This window comes from Streptomyces incanus, from assembly GCF_042656345.1.
Taxonomy (GTDB): Bacteria; Actinomycetota; Actinomycetes; order Streptomycetales; family Streptomycetaceae; genus Streptomyces; species Streptomyces incanus.
Genome location: NZ_JBHSPC010000032.1, coordinates 29,953 through 48,383, shown reverse-complemented (window position 1 = coordinate 48,383; position 18,431 = coordinate 29,953). Strand labels below are relative to the sequence as shown.

Below are 18,431 nucleotides of genomic sequence, written 5' to 3'. Positions count from 1 at the left end.
GTGCGGTCCTTCGCGAGATGCGAGACGGGGCGGGGGCAGGCGTCCCGCGCGGACGTTGGGCAGGTTGCTGGTTAGTGGAAGTCCCGCAGGTGATCGGGGATCGGCCCCAGGTGGACCTGGTGCCGCGCTACTTCCGAGGACGGGACCGGCTCGGTCATGTCGAGCTCGATGCCGTAGAGCCGGGTGCGGGAAGTGATCCCAACGGAGCGCGAGGCCAGCCGCAGCGCGGGGCTCACGTTCCGCCGGATCTCGGCGCCCCACGGGCCTGCGAGGGCCATCCGCAGGGCGACCTCCCAGTTGCACACCCAGATGTCGACCTCTTCGCCACTACTGGTAGAGGCGCGGAAGGACGCGACGCGCGGGAGTCGGCCGGATCGTTCGGCGTGGCGGAGTTCGGCGTCGCGGATCTGTTCCCACTCGGCGAGTGTGAGGCCGGTCGTCCGCTGCACGTTGTGGGCCATGAAGGCTTCGTGGTGGGTCGCGTGGTCGCCGCCCCACATGAGCTGTACCTCGCCGAGCCCGAGGAAGTTGGTCATGTAGCCGGGGTCGGCGGGGGTGGCGCCGTAACGGTCGGCGAGGTCGAGGAAGGCGAAGACCGGGCGCTGTTCGGCCTCGGTCGTCTCGCCGGCCGCGATCGCTTCGCGAAGTGCATCGCGGAGCATCTGCGACTTCGACTTGAGGGAGGGAGGAGGGGCGTCGTGCCCGGCGGCATCGTCTGCCATGATGAGGTGAGTCCTTTCGTTGAAGCCCTGGGTCGCTGGCGAGCGATGAGCCCGGGGCTTCGGCGTGTCTGGGCTGGGGCCCCTGCCGCGCTGGTGCTGAAACACCGGCGGCCTGGTGGGGGCCGTTCTCATGCGGCGTCGTCGGCTGCGGGCTGGTCGAGGGTCGGCGCGAAGATGTCGCGGAGCTGGACCTTCTCGCTGTCGGTCAGCGGACCGCGGGCGCGGACGGCGCGCTTGATGAAGTCGGCGGCCGACTCGTCCGGCATCGGGCGAACCCAAAGGGTGCCGTCCTCGACGTACATGTAGGGCCGCTCGTCGCTGGTCATCAGGCGACCTCGGTGACTTCGTGCCGCTCTGCGAGCCAGTCGAGCACCGCGCTGAGCGGGTACCGCACCCTGCCGCCGCGGCCCGGCGACAGCTTCGTGTACCGCGGGCCCATGCTGCTAGCCCGCCAGTTGGCGAGCGTCTTGGGGGAAACGTTGATCATCTCTGCCGCTTCCTGCGGCCTGAGCTGCTTCTCTCCAGGCGGGTCGGCCATCAGCCGTCCGGGCATGACCATCTCCTTTGATTGTCGGACGCATCACTTTGATGCGTCGACGAATCGAGAGTATCCCCGACTTGCCCGCGTATCAACTCTGAGTTGTGCACGCATCATTTCGATGCGAAGGTGGGCGCGTGGCAGACGAGAAGAAGAACCCTCTGGGGCCTGTCGGTGAGCAGGTCCGGCGCAACACGGCCCGGCTGCGGGAGGCGCGCGGCCTCACCAAAAAGGATCTGTCTGACCGGGTGACAGAGATGGGTAGGGCGGTCCCGCCGCTGGGCGTCTCCCGTATCGAAGCCGGTGCCCGCCGTGTCGACGCGGATGACCTCGTCGCCCTCGCTGTGGCATTGAACGTCTCTCCGCTCACGCTGCTTCTGCCCGATGCGTGGGATGACGAGTCCGTATGGCTGGCGGATCGGAAGCGGGTGCAGTCCCGCACGGCGTGGCTGTGGGGGCAAGGGCTGGCGCCGGCCGAGGACATGCCCGCAGCCGTGGAAGATGAGTCTGCGGAGACTGTGCAGCAGCGGGGCCGTGACTACTACAAGACCGAAGAGGAGTTCCGGGCACTCGCCCTGCCGACGGAGCGCCGCCGCGCGGCCGAGCATCCCGCCAACCGGGAGGCGCAGGACTTGGCGGAGATGGTGTCCCGTCTCGTACAGGTGGCCGGAGTGTCCGTGGGCGGAGAGTCACCGTCCGTGCGGCGTGCACTCCGGGCCGCGCGCCTGCGGCTGCGGAAGCTGGACGCCGAGCTCGAGCAGATCGAGATCACGGCCGATGACCTCGATCGCCTCAGTCAGCCGGATCAGTAGACCGGCAGTCGATCACCCGAGAGCCCCGCCGAAGTCGACCCGGCGGGGCTCTTTCGTGTCTCGGGGACTGACCTCCTAGGGGATCACTCTGACTCCTGAGAACATTTCTTCTCTGTAGTCAGGATGCGTGGCTAGGAAGGGAGTTCGCGGCCGTGCCATCCGAGCTCGACCGTGGTGTGGTCGAAGCCGGGCCCGCGGCGGGACGACGGGTGGATCCTGGCCCGGAACTTCAGGGCCTCGAGGGCGCGCCGCTTCTGCTGCACGGTGAGCGCCGGCCACTTCTCCCGCGCCTGTTCCCCCATCAGCCCGTCGAGGGCGGTCAGGTCGATCGGCTGCAGCCGCCGCGCCTCCGCCCGCGCCTCCTCGATCTGCCGGCTGAGCTTCTGCGTGATGCGGCGCATCATCTCCCGGGTGATGGCGCCGTCCGCGTAGTCGTCGGCGGCCTCGCTCTGCCGCAGCCGCAGCGCCTCGGCTCGCTCGATCGCGGCCAGGGCGCCGGACGTGTCGCCCTTGAAGATGTCCGCGGCTTCCGGGTCGGCGAGGATCTCGACGGCGATCGACTCGATGTGCCGGTCGAGGGCTTCCTCGTTCCGCCCCACGCACCCCTTCTCCGCGCACACGTAGGTCGGCCGTTTGATGCCGCGCTTCGAGTTGCCGCGCATCGCGACGCTGATCGGGCCGCCGCACGGGCCGCAGGTGCAGACCTCCCCCCACGACAGCAGGTGCATCCGCTGCCCGGGGCGCTCGCTACCGCCTGCCCGCTCGGCGAACAGGTCGGTGATCCGGGCGTGCTGCTCCTCGCTGATGAGCGCGGGCCAGGCCGCCGGGTAGTCGGCGCCCTTGTAGGAGCGGATCGCAACGTTCACCTTCCGCGCCGCGATCTTCTTGACGCTGGACTTTGACCAGCGTTGCCCGTCCTCGGTCTGCCCCAGGGCCCGCCGCTTGCGTTTCTGGCCGGCACCCGGGGCGGGGATGCCGCGCTCGTTGAGGTCGAGCGTGACGGCGATGACGGAGTCACCGGAGAGCAGCCGCTTGACGATCTCGCGGACGACGGCGGCCTGCTCGAGGTGTTCGACGTCGCGGAAGCCGATGACGCGGCCGGCGTCGTCGTGCTCGTACACGCGGCGCCAGCCGTAGGCGACGGGCCCGTTGGCGCGACCTTCCTCGGCCCGCTCGAGGGCGGCCCGCGCGACGCGCTCCGACTTCACCTCGGACTCGGCGGTGTCGGACTCCCCCAGGTTCGCGAGCTGCGAGCGGTCGGACGCCTTCGCCATGTTGAAGTAGCCGCCGCTCTCGAAGGCGACGAACGCCTTGACCGCCCGCAGGTCCTCGATGGCCTGGGCCCGCTCAACGCGGCGCCTCCACAAGCGGGACGGGTGGTAGGCGCCGATGATGACCCGCACGCCGGGCTGCCGGGCCGCAGCGAGGGCCGCGGCCATCATCGCGTCATACTCGGGGCGTTCCTCGCCGGTGTGGGCGCTGACGTCGTTCTCGGTCCATTCCCCGGCGATCTCGCCCCCCAGATCGTCGGCGGCCCACCGTCGCAGGTCTTTCATCTGCCGGCCGACACCGCGACGCTGTTCCCGCGGGTCTTCGGAGATGCGGGCGTAGAGGAAGATGAGGATGCGCAGCTGGGCGACGAGTGCAGTCATGGCTAAGTGTTACCCACCCAGCGCCCCCGGGATTTCCGGGCGGTGTGGGCAACACCCACAAGGACCCGGAGGCGTTCGCCTCCCTGATCCACGACGTCGAGACGAAGATCTTCGACGTGCTCCCCGACGAGACCTGGGTCTACCCCGGGCACGGCGACGACACCACGCTGGGCGCGGAGCGCCCGCAGCTTCCCCGGTGGCGCGCGCGGGGCTGGTGAGCGGCGGCCGGGTGTCCCGGCACAGGCGCCGGCCCGGGTGAGCCCCGTCCTCCAGAGCGGGTTTCAGGGGGCGCCGCCCCTCAGGGCCTGTCCGGCGGATCACGCCGAAGGCGCGGGGGCCGACACGCCCACCCCCCAGCGGCGTTGTCGTCGGTTGCCGACTCCCCCGAGCTCTCGGCTTCTCTCCCCCACTCTCGGCTTCTCCCCCACTCCCGACTTCGCTCGAGCGGGGGACCCCCATGAGCAGGGGGCACCCCCTGGCGTCGACGCCCTCCTCCGCCGTGCGGCGGCACGCATCAGCCCCCACTCGCCCCAGCCGGGCGGATACCGCCCCTTGCCTCCGACTCGAGCCGCCGGACAGGCCCTACGCCCGTGCCCGTCCGGTGCCGGCCAGCGCCGCGATCCGCTCCACCGCGAACACGTACCCCTGCACCCCGCATCCCGCGATGACCCCGTCGGCCCGCAGCGAGACGTAGGAGTGGTGCCGGAAGGACTCCCGCCGGTGGATGTTGGAGATGTGGACCTCCACCACGGGCAGGCCGTCGCAGGTGTTGAGGGCGTCCAGGATGGCGACGGAGGTGTGCGAGTAGGCACCGGGGTTGATCACGATGCCGCAGTGGTTCAGCCTCGCCTCGTGGATCCGGTCCACCAGCTCGCCCTCGTGATTGGACTGTCGCAGGTCCACCGTGCCTCCGTGTGCGCCTGCCGCCTCGGCGCACAGTTCCTCCACGTCGGCGAGCGTCTCGGAGCCGTAGATCTCCGGTTGCCGCTGTCCGAGCAGGTTCAGATTGGGGCCGTTGAGAATCATGATCGGGGCATCGGCCAGGCTGCGGTGCACAGTTCCTCCGGTCCGTTCGGAAAAGGTCGGGAAGAGTCGGAAAGACGTCACAAAGAGAATGAAGCGGGTTTGCGGCAGCCGTCACCGGGACGCCGCTCGGACCGGTCTATCACGGTCCGGCGGGCGGCTTCCCCGGGCCCGATATGCCAACGGAACCGCCTCCGGGTGGTGGTGCGCCGGCGCGTGGGTCCGCGCCTGACACGCCCCCGCCCGGAGGCGGTTTCGGAGTCGGCACTACGGATTGATCGCCAGTTCGAGATAGGCCGCGAGGATCACCAGGTGCACCCCGCCCTGGAGTGGTGTGGCCCGGCCGGGGCGAACGGTCAGGGCGCCGACCACCACCGTCAGGGTGAGCAGCACCATATGGGTGTTGCCAAGGCCCAGGACGAGCGGGCCGGAGAGCCAGAGGGAGGCTATCGCGACCGTGGGGATGGTCAGGCCGATGCTGGCCATCGCCGAGCCGAGCGCGAGATTCACACTGGTCTGCACCCGGTTGCGCTGTGCCGCGCGCACTGCGGCGATGGTCTCGGGAAGCAGGACCAGCAGCGCGATGATCACACCGACGACGGCGTGGGGGAGGCCGGCCGACTTGACACCGGACTCGATGGCGGGCGAAACGCCTTTGGCCAGGCCGACCACCCCGACCAGGGCCAGGCCGAGCAGCCCGAGGCTGATCATGGCGGTGCGGGTGGAGGGCGCGTCCGCGTGGTCGTCCTCCGGCTCCACGACCGGCTTGGGCTTGCCGGGCTTGACCACGGGCAGGAAGTAGTCACGATGCCGGACGGTCTGTGTCGTGACGAACAGGCCGTAGAGGATCAGCGAGGTGACCGCGGCGAAAGTGAGCTGCACCCCGGAGAATTCCGGGCCCGGCTTGCTGGTGGTGAACGTCGGCAGCACCAGGGTGAGGCCCGCCAGTGTGGCCACCGTGGCAAGCGCCGCGCCGGCGCCTTCCGGATTGAAGGTGGCCGTGCCGTGACGCAGCGAGCCGATCAGCAGACTCAGGCCGAGGATGCCGTTACAGGTGATCATCACGGCCGCGAAAACGGTGTCCCTGGCCAGGGACGCGGTATCGGGTCCGCCGTCGATCATCAGGGTGACGATCAGCGCGACCTCGATGATCGTGACGGCGACCGCGAGGACCAGTGAGCCGAAGGGTTCACCGACCCGGTGGGCCACCACCTCCGCATGGTGCACCGCAGCCAGCACGGCTGTCGCCAGCACCACGACCGCCACGGCGATGACCGCGCCGGACAGTTCGCTTCCCCAGGTCAGAGCCAGGAGAACCACCGCGAGCACGGGCACGAGGGTCGTCCATCGCTCGCCGATCGTTCTGATCCAACCGATCATGCGCGGCTCTCAGCCGTGAAGGAACCCTGGCCTTCGGTCACTCGCCGCCCTGTGGACTCACTTGTCATACTGATCACTTTCACATCCACGCCATCACCAGATACCAGTGCGTGCGAGCGGTCCCGCCGCTGTCCGGCGGCCCCGCTCCCTTGCATGACCCTTGTCGTTCCGAGGTTGTCGTCGTCTCGCATGATCTCCTCTGCTGGCTGGAGGGACGGTCCCTGACGGACGGCAGTGAGCGTGACCGACATACCTTCCGCCGGTTGTTGTGGTGTGCTCCGGCACGAGACGGGCAGATGCCGGGAGCGGTGCGCGACTCCGCGTCGCGCCCGCTCCCGGGCCTTGCCTGTCCGTCTCCGGACGGACGGGTCAGACGTCGATGCTGTCCTTGTCGGGGCCCTCGCCCCGGCCCGTCCCGGCCTGGTCCTTCAGGGCCTGCTGCTTGGAAGCCCTGAGGCTGGTGAGCGTGGTGACGACGAGGACGCCGCAGATCACGCCCAGCGACACCGGGATGCTGATCTCCGGAACATGAACCCCGGACTCGTGCAGCGCGTGCAGCACCAGCTTCACACCGATGAAGCCGAGAATGATCGACAGTCCGTAGGACAGGTGGACCAGCTTCCGCAGCAGACCGCCGATGAGGAAGTACAGCTGCCGCAGCCCCATGAGGGCGAACGCGTTCGCGGTGAACACGATGTAGGGGTCCTGGGTCAGACCGAAGATCGCGGGGATCGAGTCGAGCGCGAAGAGCACGTCCGTGGTGCCGATGGCGAGCATCACGACCAGCATCGGGGTCATGACCCGCTTGCCGTTCTGCTCGATCCACAGCTTGGTGCCGTGGTACCGGTCGGCCACGCCGAACCTGTGCTCGGCGGCCTTGAGGAGCTTGTTCTCCTCGAACTCCTCGTCCTCCTCGTCGGAGCGGGCCTCCTGGATGAGCTTCCAGGCCGTGTAGATCAGGAAGGCACCGAAGATGTAGAAGACCCACGAGAAGCTGGCGATGATCGCGGCGCCCGCGACGATGAAGATCGTCCGCAGCACCAGGGCGATGAGCACACCGACGAGGAGCACCCGCTGTTGGTACTGCGACGGCACCGCGAACTTCGCCATGATCAGGACGAAGACGAACAGGTTGTCGACGCTCAGTGACTTCTCGGTGATGTAGCCGGCGAAGAACTCTCCTGCGGGTTGTCCCCCGCCGAAGACCAGCAGGCCGAGCCCGAAGAGCGCGGCCAGGACGATCCAGACGATGGTCCAGATCCCGGCTTCCTTGATGGAAACCTCGTGCGGCTTGCGGCCGATGAAGAAGTCGATCGAGATGAGGGCGACAAGGCCCACGATGGTGAGGACCCAAAGGGTCGAGGAAACTTCCACTGCGCCTCCGGCAGATACGTCTCACGGAAAATGTCAGCGTCGTCGCTGCCGGAGGTCTCTTCCACCCAGGTCTTCAGCGCTTGTGAGCACCAGAACAGACCCATGGGCCGACGCCCCGGGATCAGGTCTGATCCGTATTGACGGGGTCGCCGCACAGACAGGGAGTACTCCCCTCCGTGCGCGAAACTTTACCTTCATCACCAAGGTTTGGTAAAGAGCGAGGTAAAAGAAATCCCAAAGCACCAGGTGGGAGGCGGTCGTTCGAGGACATGGTCCAGGAGATGGGACGCCGTTGCGGCGTTTACGGACGCTCGGTCACGGGTCCCCGGTCAGGGGCGCCATGCCCGGCGGGCCTCGGCCACCCGGGTGAGCACCTGCTGGAGGACCTGGCTGCCCGGGGGCACGAGTGGGGGCTCGTACGTCCAGGCGTGTCCGACCCACGGGTCGGCCAGATGACTGTCGGCCACCGGGGTCAGCCGCAGCAGGGAACGCCACAGGGGGTCGAGCAGCGGACCGTATCCGGCGGACTCCTCCCGGTCGGCGACCATCATCAGGTGGACGCCGACGGACGGGCCCTCGTCGGCGAGGTAGCGCAACTGGTTCACGGCACGGTCGTCGAAACCGTGCGGGAAGTCGTTGACGATCAGCAGCTGCTGGGAGGTGTCGAAGCCGGGCGGCAGCGCGTCGGCGGCTCCGCCGCGCAGCGCCATCTGCACCAGGTCGACCTGCTGGGTGAGCCGGCCCAGGACATCCGCGACGCCCGCCGCGCCCTGTGCGGGCGGAGCCGCCAGCACACCGCTCCGCGTCAGCGGTACCAGCGACTGCGCGCCCGCTCCGGCCGGGTCGACGACGTGCACGGTGAACTCGCCCGCCGGGTAGACGGCGAGCAGGCGTGCCGCGTGTGTCACCGCCGTCTCCATCGCGAGGCGCCGCATGTCAGGAGCATCGGTGAACGACTCGTCCAGGGCGTCGGTGCGGCCGCTGTCGATCCACAGGCCGCGCTCCAGCGGCAGCCGGAGCAGCATGGGGATGCGGATCCGGTCGGCCTCGGGCAGCCGGAGGTCACCCAGCCGCAGCGCCATGGGAATCTCCATCGGCACCCGGTAGGCGTGCCAGACGGGGTTGTCCCAGCGGGCGTACGCCGGGGGCAGGGCGGGTTCGACGACCTCGGCCTCGGCGACGAGCTGGGCGAGGTCACGGTCGAGGGCCTCCCTCGCCCGGTCGACGAGCTGGGCCTGCCGGGCCCTGGCCGCCTCGCGCGCGGCGTCGCCCTGACCGCCGATCCGGCTGCGCGGGTCGGACAGGACCTGCTCCAGCTCCTTGTCCATGCGGGACTCGGCGAAGTCGACGGCGCTGCGGTAGGCGGCGGTGGTGCGGGCCAGGTCCTCGAACATGCCCCAGACCTGGTTGTAGAGCCGCTCCTCCATGGACCAGCCGGTCGCGTCGCCCGCGACGGGCTGCGCGGGCTGTCCCGGCGGGGCCGGGGGCGCGGTCGGCGGGGGCGGCGGGGCGGCGTTCTGCCGGCGGGGGTGGCTGTAGTCGATCGGGCCGCCGGCCGTCGCCGCGGACGGATCCGCGGCTCCCCCGGGGTACGCCGGATGCGGTCCGTCCTGGCCCGGCGATCCGGCCGGCTGACCGCCGTACGTGGACGGCACGGGGCCGGGGACATCCTGGGGTGCGGTGCCGGCGCTCTGGTCGGGGTGGTGGGCCGGGGTGGCCGTCCGGCGGGAACGGTCGCCTTCGGAGGGGCGGGCAGGTGGCGCCTGCACGGAGCGGGCGAGGCCCCGGGTGACCGCTTCCTCGATGTGGTCCGCGAGCTGCTGTGCCCGGGGCAGTGCCTGGTCGGTGAAAAGTTCGGCCAGGCCGCCGGCGTACCCCTGGCCGACCGCGCGCACCTTCCAGGCTCCCTGGCGCCGGTAGAGCTCCAGGGCGATGACGGCCGTTTCGGCTTCCAGGCCGGTGATGGTGTAGCTGGCCACTTCGGTGCCGTCCAGCCCGGTGACCGCGACGAAGGGCGCGGCGACGGCGCCGAAGCGGGTGGGGCCGTGGCCGCCTGCGAGGGCGGGCAGGGCGAGCAGCACGCTGACGCGGTGGATCGCGTCGGCCAGGGCGTCCAGGTCGACCGCGAGCCGGTGGTCGGCCGTGGCCTGCCGCGACACCTCCAGGCCGGGCCGGGTGGGCGCGCCCGGGTGGGCCACCCACTCCACCCCGTGGATCCTGCCGTCCTCGTCGCCGAGCGCGGCCACGGTCACGACCGGCGTGCCGGCCGAGACCCGGATCTCGAGACGGGACTGGGAGAGGGGGTGGTTCTGTCCCCGCACCAGCTCAGCCGTCATCGCCCTCGTCCCCCTGTGTCGCGTGCTTCGCGTGTGTCGCTCGTGTTCTGTCGTGTGTGACGCGCCGCCGGTGAGCGGCGCCCGGACCGTCACATGTGACGGTCCGGGCGCCGCTCACCGGCCCCGACGGGGCAGGCCGACGCTTCAGGGCTGCGGGTACTCGACCGGGTGCCGCTGCGGATGCTCAGAGCACCGGCAGGATCGCCGGCATGAGGTCCTGGAAGGTGCGGCCGTTGGCCGGGTTGCCGAGGGCCGTCATCGTCCAGCCCGTGCCCGAGCGGTGCACCTTCGCCATGAGCTGGGCCGTGTAGGCACCGCCGCCGGCCAGCGTGTAGCGGGCGAGCTCCTGCCCGTTGGTCTCGTCGACGAGACGGCAGAACGCGTTCTGCACCTCCTGGAAGGTCTGGCCCGTGAAGGAGTTCACGGTGAAGACGATCTGGTCGATGTGGACCGGGACACGGGACAGGTCGACGAGGATGGCCTCGTCGTCGCCGCCCTGGCCGACGCCGCCGACGAGGTTGTCACCGGTGTGGCGTACGGAGCCGTCGTCGCTCACCAGGTGGCGGAAGAAGACGACGTCGACCGGCTGCTTGTCCGCGAACAGGACGGCGGAGGCGTCCAGGTCGATCTCCCGGGTACGCGAGCCGAACAGGCCGCGGCGGGGGGCTGCCTGCCAGCCGAGACCCATACGGACCGCGGTCAGGCTGCCGCCGTCGTTCTTCTGCAGACTGATGGCCTGACCCTTGGTCATGTTGACGGTCACGCGCTGATTCCCCTCTCGGACTTTCCCCTGTTGCCGCGAAACCGCGGATGCCCAGAACCCTACGCAGGAGCGCCGACGGTGACGCACCCCGGTTCGCACTTTGTGTCGGTCTTGCAACACAGCCCGTGCCGGGCGGGCACCGGGCCGGCACACGGCGCCGTCAGGACAGACCCACCTCCCGCATCTGCCGCAACTCCTTCTTCATCTCGGAGACCTCGTCGCGCAGCCGGGCCGCGATCTCGAACTGGAGGTCCGCGGCGGCGGCCCGCATCCGCGCGGTGAGCTCCTCGATCTGCTCCGCGAGCTCCGCCGCGGGCCGGTCGGTGGGCACCGGCTCGGCACCCTTGGCCCTGCCCTTCGCGCCCTTGGCCGCCTTGGTGCCGAGGGCGGGCACGGGGGCCTTGGTCCCGCCGCCGTCCTTCTTGCCCTGGCGGTAGCCGGAGCCCAGCAGTTGCTCGGTGTCCACGTCCTCGCGGGCGATCTGGGAGACGATGTCGTTGATCTTCTTGCGGAGCGGCTGGGGGTCGATGCCCTTCGCCCGGTTGTAGGCGACCTGCTTCTCCCGGCGGCGGTTGGTCTCGTCGATGGCCTTCGCCATCGCCGGGGTGATCTTGTCGGCGTACATGTGGACCTGGCCGGAGACGTTGCGCGCGGCGCGGCCGATGGTCTGGATCAGGGAGGTGCCCGAGCGCAGGAAGCCCTCCTTGTCGGCGTCGAGGATCGCGACCAGGGAGACCTCGGGCAGGTCGAGTCCCTCACGCAGCAGGTTGATGCCGACGAGGACGTCGTACTCGCCGCTGCGCAGCTCCCGGAGCAGCTCGACGCGGCGCAGGGTGTCGACGTCGCTGTGGAGGTAGCGCACCTGGATGCCGAGTTCGAGGAAGTAGTCGGTGAGGTCCTCGGCCATCTTCTTGGTGAGCGTGGTCACCAGGACGCGCTCGTCCTTCTCGACGCGCGAGCGGATCTCGTGCACCAGGTCGTCGATCTGGCCCTCGGTGGGCTTGACGACGACCTCGGGGTCGACCAGGCCGGTGGGGCGGATGATCTGCTCGACGACGCCGTCCGAGCGGGAGAGCTCGTACTGGCCGGGGGTGGCCGACAGATACACGGCCTGGTCGATGCGCTCCTGGAACTCCTCCCATTTCAGCGGGCGGTTGTCCAGGGCGGAGGGGAGCCGGAAGCCGTGGTCGACGAGGGTGCGCTTGCGGGAGGCGTCGCCCTCGTACATGGCGCCGATCTGCGGCACGGTGACGTGCGACTCGTCGATGACGAGGAGGAAGTCCTCCGGGAAGTAGTCCATCAGGGTGTTCGGCGGGGAGCCGGGCAGACGGCCGTCGAAGTGCATCGAGTAGTTCTCGACGCCGGAGCAGCTGCCGATCTGGCGGAGCATCTCGAGGTCGTAGGTGGTGCGCATCCGCAAACGCTGGGCTTCCAGGAGCTTGCCCTGCTTCTCCAGTTCGGCGAGGCGCCCGGTGAGCTCCTTCTCGATGTCGTTGACCGCCCGCTCCATGCGTTCGGGGCCGGCGACGTAGTGGGAGGCCGGGAAGACGTACAGCTGCTGGTCGTCGCTGATGATCTCGCCGGTGACCGGGTGGAGCGTGGAGAGCGCCTCGATCTCGTCGCCGAACATCTCGATGCGGACGGCGAGCTCCTCGTAGACCGGGAAGATCTCGATGGTGTCGCCGCGGACGCGGAAGGTGCCCCGGGTGAAGGCCAGGTCGTTGCGCGTGTACTGGATGTCCACGAAGCGGCGCAGCAGCTCGTCCCGGTCGAATTCCTCGCCGACGCGCAGCGGCACCATGCGGTCCACGTACTCCTGCGGGGTGCCGAGGCCGTAGATGCAGGAGACGGAGGCGACCACGACGACGTCGCGGCGGGTGAGCAGGGAGTTGGTCGCGGAGTGGCGCAGCCGCTCGACCTCCTCATTGATCGAGGAGTCCTTCTCGATGTAGGTGTCCGACTGCGGGACGTACGCCTCGGGCTGGTAGTAGTCGTAGTACGAGACGAAGTATTCGACCGCGTTGTTCGGCAGCAGCTCGCGGAACTCGTTGGCCAGTTGGGCGGCCAGCGTCTTGTTCGGCGCCATGACCAGGGTGGGGCGTTGGAGCTTCTCGATCATCCACGCGGTGGTGGCGGACTTGCCGGTGCCGGTCGCGCCCAGGAGGACGACGTCCTTCTCGCCGGCTTCGATGCGCCGGGCAAGGTCGGCGATGGCCGTCGGCTGGTCGCCGCTGGGCTGGTAGGGGCTGACGACCTCGAAGGGCGCCACCGTGCGTTCGATCTGGGAAACGGGCCGCATGTCACCCACCGTACGACCCCCCGCTGACAACGGATCCCGGTCAGCGTTTCTGCGGGGTGCGGGCGCGGTGCTCGACGGGGCCGCGGGCGCGCAGCCGCGGGCGTGTCGGGTGCGTCGGGGAGGAGTGGCGCCGGGGGTGGGCGGGGATGCCGGGCTTGTGCTCGACGGGTACCGGGCCGGGCCGGCCCGTGATCACCAGCGGGTCGAAGATCACCACGATGCCGGCCAGGACCAGGAGGGCGAGCGGGCCGAGCATCATGGGCGCGAGCAGGGCGGCCGCGGATTCTCCCGTGGTGGGGTCGGCCGTCCCGTGGACGTGGACCTCCAGGGCGGCCATGCCGGTGTAGTGCATGCCGGTGACCGCGAGACCCATGACGACGCTCGCGCCCACGCTCCACAGGAATCCCTTGGCCTGCGCGGCCGCCCACAGGGCGGCGGTCGCGGCGGCCATGGCGATGGCGACGGACGCGGCGACGGTGAGGGTGTTGTACTCCAGCTGTCCGTCGAGGCTCATGCTGGCCATGCCCAGGTAGTGCATGGAGGCGATGCCGAGGCCGGTGATGGTGCCGCCGGTGAACAGGGCCGTTCCGGTGGCGCCCCGGTAGCCGACGATGAAGATCCCGATACCCACCATGACGACGGCGACGGCCAGGCTGGCGAACGTCATCACGCGGTCGTAGTGGATCGGTGTGCTTTCGATCGTGAAGCCCATCATCGCGATGAAGTGCATCGTCCAAATGCCGGATCCGATGGCCGCCGAGCCCAGGGCGAGCCAGCCGGGGCGCCACGACCCGGTCACGACGAGCGGCCGGGTGGCGCATCTCAGCCCCAGTGCGCCACCGAGGCAGGCCATGAGGAAGGCCACCACCGGTGTGACCAGACCGTAACCGAATCCGTCGACCGTGCTTTGCATGCGCGGCTGCCCTTCCCGCCCTTTGCGTCCCGGAATTCCCGGTTGTAAACCCCCTCCCAGGACCGCGTCGGCGGTCAGGGTTGACGCAGAGAGTATGACCTCACCGGAATGGTCGAACGACCATCCGCCGAAGAAACACGTCCTTGCCCCACTTGTGCGGTACCGGTGTGCGCAGTTGGGGCAGGCCTGTTCAAACTGTGGTCATCCCGCGCCCGCCCCCTGTCGACTCCCTGCTGTCACAGTTGAGCTGTCCGTGATGTTCCGACCGGACGGTGATCCGCCCGACGCCGGCCGATCACCCGGCGATGATCCGCCTTCCCGCCGATGGACCGACCCGCTCGACGCGAGGAGTACGCATGCACGCGCGCACCGTTGCCGCCTCGACCACCGCACTTCTGGGGACCGCCGCCCTCCTGCTGCCCCTCTCCCCCGCACGTGCCACCGGCAGTGACACGCTCCCCCTGGTCGTCGCCCACCGGGGTGCCTCCGGATACGCACCCGAGAACACTCTCCCGGCCGCCGACAAGGCGGCGGAGCTCGGCGTCGACTGGGTGGAGAGCGACGTCCAGCGCACCAACGACGGCGCACTCGTCGTCCTGCACGACGACAGTCTGGCGCGCACCACGGACGTCGAGGAGGTCTTCCCCGGCCGGTCCCCCTGGAAGGTGAAGGACTTCACCGCCGCGGAAATCGCCCGGCTCGACGCGGGCAGCTGGTTCGGTTCCGCGTTCGCGGGCACGCGCGTGCCGACGCTGGAGCAGTTCGTCCGGCGGCTCGAGCGGCACGACCAGAAGCTGCTCCTGGAGATCAAGAGCCCCCAGCTGTACCCCGGCATCGAGGGCGAGACCCTGAAGGTTCTGAGCAACGAGGGGTGGCTCGACGGCGCGCATCTGAGGAACCGGCTGGTCGTGCAGAGCTTCAGCGCGGACAGCGTGCGGACGGTTCACGAGCTGAAGCCCGGGGTGAAGACCGGCTTCCTCGGTGCGCCTCCCGTGAAGGACCTGCCCGAGTACGCGAACTTCGCCGACCAGATCAACCCCTCGCACACCTCCCTGTCCATCGGTTACGTCGCCGCCGTCCAGGGCTTCCGGGGACCGCACAGCAAGCCTCTGGAGGTCCTCACCTGGACGGTGGACGACGCGGCCGCGGCCCGGCGGGCCGCCGGGTTCGGGGTCGACGGGATCATCAGCAACAAGCCCGACGTGGTGCGGGACGCGGTGGGCGGCTGATCTCTCCTCGCCCCTTCACACCCCTCGCCCCTTCACACCCCTTGCCCCTTCACGCCCCTTGCCCCTTCACGCCCCTCGTACCCGATCGCCTCCGGCCCGCCGCTCTTCACGTCCGGCGTTGTCAGTGGCGGGTCGTACGGTGGGGCGCATGGACAGCCATGGGCAGTACGAGCAGCGGGTCGTGTGGGCCGTCGTCAGCACCGGCATCGGCCCGCTGCTGCTGGCCGCGACCCGTGAGGGCCTGGTCAACGTCGTGTTCCACGCCAGGGACGAGGTGCGCGACAGCGCGCTGGAACGGCTGGCGTCCCGGCTCGGCACCGAGCCCGCCGAGGACCCCGGCTCCCCGCTGCTCACCGAGGCGATACGCCAGGTCGAGGCGTACTTCGCGGGTGAGCGGCGCGATTTCGACCTGCCCCTGGACTGGTCGCTGATCTCCGGCTTCAACCGAAAGGTCCTGAACGAACTGGCCTCCGGCGTGCCGTACGGCACGGTCGTGGGGTACGGCGATCTGGCCGGCCGGGTCGGCCGGCCGGAAGGCGCCCAGGCCGTCGGCGCTGCGATGGGCGCGAATCCCCTGCCGGTGGTCGTGCCCTGTCACCGGGTCGTGGAGAGCGACGGCGGCATCGGTGGGTTCGGGGGCGGGCTGGAGGCCAAGCGCCGGCTGCTCGCCTTGGAGGGCGTGCTGCCGGAGCCCTTGTTCTGACGAGCGGGATGTCAGTCGTAGTGCCGTGCCTCGAACACGTTTCCGTCGGGGTCACGGAAGTAGAAACTGCGCCTGGCGAGGCCGCGGGCGCCGAAGGAGTCGTGCGAGAGGTCCGTCATGGGTACGGACTGTTCCTCGAGGCGGCTGCGGAGAGCGGCGAAGTCGTCGGCGGGCAGCGACAGACAGACGTGGTTGACGGGATGGCCGGAGGCTTCGGCGGCGCCGGGCAGCATCGTCATGCGCTCCGCCATGGCGAACGGCATGAGGTCGAGGATGGTCTCCTCGTTGACCCGTACCGAGGGAAAGGGCGCCTCTCCCACGGAGAAGTCGGCGAGTCTGACCGGTTCCAGGCCGACCGCCTTCGTGTAGAAGCCGGCGGCCGCGATCGGATCGCGTACCCAGAGGACGACGTGGTCGAGACGTGCTGTGTTCTCCGTCATGTGTCCCAGGCTCCGCGAGATCCACCGCGGCTCGCAAGGGCCTGTCCGGCGGATCGAGTCGGAGGAACCCGCCGGTGCCTGCCCGGCTGGGGTGAGCGAGGTCTGGTGCGCGCAGACGCACGGCGGAGGAGGGAGCCGACGCGGGCCCTTCCTGCTCGAGCTCGGTCGAGCAGGAGGAAATCGGCGAGTGACGGCAGCGCGGCTGGGGGGAGTGCGTGCCGGACCCAGCGTCTCCGGCACGGTCCGCCGGACAGGCCCTGGGGGTTTGACCTGCCACCTGGCCCGCCAGGGATGAGGGAGGAACGACAGACGGGAGGCGGCACGTGATCCTGACGGTGTCCGAAGAGGTACGGGAGGCGATCGCCGCCCGTCGGCCGGTGGTGGCCCTGGAGTCCACGATCATCGCGCACGGGCTGCCCCGGCCGCGCAATCTCCGGGTGGCGACGGAGCTGGAGGAGGCGGTGCGGCAGGGGGGCGCCGTTCCCGCCACGGTCGCCGTGCTGGACGGGCGGCCCCGGGTCGGCCTGGACAAGGAGCAGCTGGAGCGGGTGGCCAGGGAGGACGGCATCCGCAAGCTCGGCCATCGCGACCTGCCGCTCGCGGTGGCGTCCGGGGCGAGCGGTGCCACCACGGTGTCGGCCACCGCCCTGCTGGCTGCGCTCGCGGGGGTACGGGTGTTCGCGACCGGCGGACTCGGTGGGGTGCACCGCGAGTGGACGGTGACCCAGGACGAGTCGGCCGACCTCGGGCTGCTGGCGCGGACCAGGATCACGGTGGTGTGCGCGGGCGTGAAGTCGATCCTGGACGTACCGGCAACGCTGCAGCGGCTGGAGACCCTGGGAGTCGCGGTCGCCGGGTACGGCACGGACCGCTTCCCCGGCTTCTATCTGTCGGACTCGGGGCACCCCGTGGACTGGCGGCTGGACGCGCCGGAGCAGGTGGCGGAGGTGATGCGGGCGCAGGACGCCCTCGGCGGACCCGAGTCGGCGCTGATCGTGGCCAACCCCGTGCCCGCGAACGAGCAGTTGGATCCCGGGCTGCACGCCCGTGTGCTCGACGAGGCGCTGCGGGCGTGCGAGGAGGAGGGCGTCACCGGTCAGGCGGTCACTCCGTTCCTGCTCGACCACCTGGTGCGGCACACCGACGGGGCCTCCCTCACCGCCAACCTGGCGGCGGTCCGGGGCAACGTACGGCTGGCGGCCCGCATCGCGACGGCCTGGACCGGGGCGTGAGGCGACGTGACGGCGGCGGTCCCGGGTGACAGAGACGGCAGCGCTGCCCGGGCGGGCCGTGCGGCGGGGGCGACCGGCGCCCGCTCCGGCACGGGTGCCCGTGCGCGGTCCGGTGCGCTGCTGGTCATCGGTGACGTCATCACCGATGTGGTCGCCCGGCACCGGGGGCCGCTCGCCCCGGGTACGGACACCGCGGCGGCGATCCGGACGGTGCCCGGCGGCGCGGGGGCCAATGTGGCCTGCTGGGCGGCGTGCTGGGGCGACGCGGAGGTGCGGCTGCTCGGACGAGTGGGCGAGGACGCGGCGGCGTGGCACACGCGGGAGCTGGCCGCCTGCGGAGTACGTCCCCTGCTGGTGGTCGATCCACAGGCGCCGACCGGGACCGTGATCTGCCTGGTCGACGAGGGCGCGGCGGCCGAGCGGACCTTCCTCACCGACAGTGGCGCCTCACTGCGGCTCGAACCCGGTGACTGGTCGGACACGTTGCTGGACGGGGTGGCCCGGCTGCATCTGTCGGGCTATCTGCTGTTCAGCGAACCGGGTCGGGCGTTCGTGGCGGTGGCTCTGAAGGCGGCACGAGTGCGGGGGGTGCCGGTGAGCCTGGATCCGGCGTCGGCCGGTTTCCTCACGCGGCTGGGCGCCGACCGATTCCTGTCCCTCGTCGAGGGCGTCGACGTCCTGCTGCCCAGCCGTGACGAGGCATGCCTGCTCACGGGATTGCCGGGGGCTGCCGACGCGGCGGCGCGGCTGAGCCTGCGGGTCCCGTTGGTCGTGGCCAAGCAGGGGGCCGAGGGCGCGCTGCTGGCCCGGTCCGGCCAGGTGTGCGCCCGCGTTCCCGCCGTAGCGGCGACACCCCGGGACAGCACGGGCGCCGGCGACGCCTTCACGGGCGCGTTCCTCACCACCCTCATGGCGGGCGCCGATCCACAACACGCGGCGGCGGAGGGATGCAGGGCGGGTGCGCTGGCGGTGCGCCAGGTGGGAGGCCGCCCGCCACCACCGACCTGACGACCCG

At 70.3% G+C, this 18,431-nt stretch carries 17 protein-coding genes and 1 pseudogene; 6 read left to right on the top strand and 12 right to left on the bottom strand.

Going from position 1 to position 18,431, the window contains the following annotated elements; translation table 11 throughout:
* Positions 1–71: 71 nt before the first annotated feature.
* From ACFP2V_RS12060 to ACFP2V_RS12050, 3 genes are all read right to left on the bottom strand, one after another.
* The gene (locus tag ACFP2V_RS12060) at positions 72–722 is read right to left on the bottom strand and encodes a hypothetical protein (protein WP_381209773.1); all 651 of its coding nucleotides are present in this window, start codon (positions 720–722) and stop codon (positions 72–74) included.
* A gap of 128 nt (positions 723–850) precedes the next feature.
* Positions 851–1,048 carry a hypothetical protein gene (locus ACFP2V_RS12055; protein WP_381209770.1) on the bottom strand — a complete coding sequence of 66 codons (198 nt, stop codon included), beginning with the start codon at positions 1,046–1,048 and terminating at the stop codon, positions 851–853.
* Positions 1,048–1,275 (bottom strand): helix-turn-helix transcriptional regulator, encoded by a 228-nt coding sequence (locus ACFP2V_RS12050; RefSeq protein ID WP_381209767.1) that lies wholly within the window; start codon positions 1,273–1,275, stop codon positions 1,048–1,050. Before ACFP2V_RS12050 ends, ACFP2V_RS12055 begins: the two co-directional genes overlap by 1 nt.
* A 122-nt stretch (positions 1,276–1,397) precedes the next feature.
* On the opposite strand from ACFP2V_RS12050, the gene ACFP2V_RS12045 reads away from it, so the two are divergent.
* Entirely contained in the window at positions 1,398–2,072 is a 675-nt protein-coding gene (locus ACFP2V_RS12045) for a helix-turn-helix domain-containing protein (RefSeq protein ID WP_381209764.1), read from the top strand.
* 131 nt (positions 2,073–2,203) lie between these two features.
* On the opposite strand, the gene ACFP2V_RS12040 is transcribed toward ACFP2V_RS12045, so the two are convergent.
* Positions 2,204–3,724 carry a recombinase family protein gene (locus ACFP2V_RS12040; RefSeq protein ID WP_381209761.1) on the bottom strand — a complete coding sequence of 507 codons (1,521 nt, stop codon included), beginning with the start codon at positions 3,722–3,724 and terminating at the stop codon, positions 2,204–2,206.
* Between the two features lie 32 nt (positions 3,725–3,756).
* On the opposite strand from ACFP2V_RS12040, the pseudogene ACFP2V_RS12035 reads away from it, so the two are divergent.
* Positions 3,757–3,942, top strand: a pseudogene (locus ACFP2V_RS12035) (MBL fold metallo-hydrolase); the annotation flags it as partial.
* 364 nt (positions 3,943–4,306) lie between these two features.
* On the opposite strand, the gene aroQ reads toward ACFP2V_RS12035, so the two are convergent.
* The 7 genes from aroQ to ACFP2V_RS12000 form a co-directional block, all read right to left on the bottom strand.
* Positions 4,307–4,780, bottom strand: a complete 474-nt coding sequence (gene aroQ / locus ACFP2V_RS12030) for a type II 3-dehydroquinate dehydratase (RefSeq protein WP_381209758.1) — start codon at positions 4,778–4,780, stop codon at positions 4,307–4,309.
* Positions 4,781–5,014: 234 nt separating this feature from the next.
* The gene (locus ACFP2V_RS12025) at positions 5,015–6,127 is read right to left on the bottom strand and encodes a calcium:cation antiporter (RefSeq protein ID WP_381209755.1); all 1,113 of its coding nucleotides are present in this window, start codon (positions 6,125–6,127) and stop codon (positions 5,015–5,017) included.
* A gap of 369 nt (positions 6,128–6,496) precedes the next feature.
* Complete coding sequence (locus ACFP2V_RS12020; RefSeq protein ID WP_381209752.1) at positions 6,497–7,501, bottom strand: TerC family protein; 1,005 nt, start codon at positions 7,499–7,501, stop codon at positions 6,497–6,499.
* A 329-nt stretch (positions 7,502–7,830) separates the two neighbouring features.
* Complete coding sequence (locus ACFP2V_RS12015) at positions 7,831–9,837, bottom strand: TerD family protein (protein WP_381209749.1); 2,007 nt, start codon at positions 9,835–9,837, stop codon at positions 7,831–7,833.
* A gap of 184 nt (positions 9,838–10,021) precedes the next feature.
* Positions 10,022–10,600: a TerD family protein gene (locus ACFP2V_RS12010; protein WP_109380045.1), complete on the bottom strand. Its 579-nt coding sequence runs from the start codon at positions 10,598–10,600 to the stop codon at positions 10,022–10,024.
* 160 nt (positions 10,601–10,760) lie between these two features.
* Positions 10,761–12,899 carry an excinuclease ABC subunit UvrB gene (gene uvrB, locus ACFP2V_RS12005; protein WP_381209745.1) on the bottom strand — a complete coding sequence of 713 codons (2,139 nt, stop codon included), beginning with the start codon at positions 12,897–12,899 and terminating at the stop codon, positions 10,761–10,763.
* Positions 12,900–12,939: 40 nt separating this feature from the next.
* Entirely contained in the window at positions 12,940–13,812 is an 873-nt protein-coding gene (locus tag ACFP2V_RS12000) for an MHYT domain-containing protein (protein WP_381209742.1), read from the bottom strand.
* Between the two features lie 356 nt (positions 13,813–14,168).
* On the opposite strand from ACFP2V_RS12000, the gene ACFP2V_RS11995 reads away from it, so the two are divergent.
* Entirely contained in the window at positions 14,169–15,041 is an 873-nt protein-coding gene (locus tag ACFP2V_RS11995) for a glycerophosphodiester phosphodiesterase (RefSeq protein WP_381209739.1), read from the top strand.
* 148 nt (positions 15,042–15,189) lie between these two features.
* The gene (locus ACFP2V_RS11990; protein WP_381209736.1) at positions 15,190–15,744 is read left to right on the top strand and encodes a methylated-DNA--[protein]-cysteine S-methyltransferase; all 555 of its coding nucleotides are present in this window, start codon (positions 15,190–15,192) and stop codon (positions 15,742–15,744) included.
* Positions 15,745–15,755: 11 nt separating this feature from the next.
* On the opposite strand, the gene ACFP2V_RS11985 is transcribed toward ACFP2V_RS11990, so the two are convergent.
* Positions 15,756–16,184, bottom strand: coding sequence for a VOC family protein (locus tag ACFP2V_RS11985; RefSeq protein WP_381209733.1), 429 nt, complete (start codon positions 16,182–16,184; stop codon positions 15,756–15,758).
* Positions 16,185–16,507: 323 nt separating this feature from the next.
* On the opposite strand from ACFP2V_RS11985, the gene ACFP2V_RS11980 reads away from it, so the two are divergent.
* Together ACFP2V_RS11980 and ACFP2V_RS11975 are read left to right on the top strand one after the other, a co-directional pair.
* The gene (locus ACFP2V_RS11980; RefSeq protein WP_381209730.1) at positions 16,508–17,416 is read left to right on the top strand and encodes a pseudouridine-5'-phosphate glycosidase; all 909 of its coding nucleotides are present in this window, start codon (positions 16,508–16,510) and stop codon (positions 17,414–17,416) included.
* Positions 17,417–17,533: 117 nt separating this feature from the next.
* On the top strand, positions 17,534–18,424 hold the full coding sequence (locus tag ACFP2V_RS11975; protein WP_381210356.1) for a carbohydrate kinase family protein: 891 nt from the start codon (positions 17,534–17,536) through the stop codon (positions 18,422–18,424).
* Positions 18,425–18,431 lie beyond the last annotated feature (7 nt).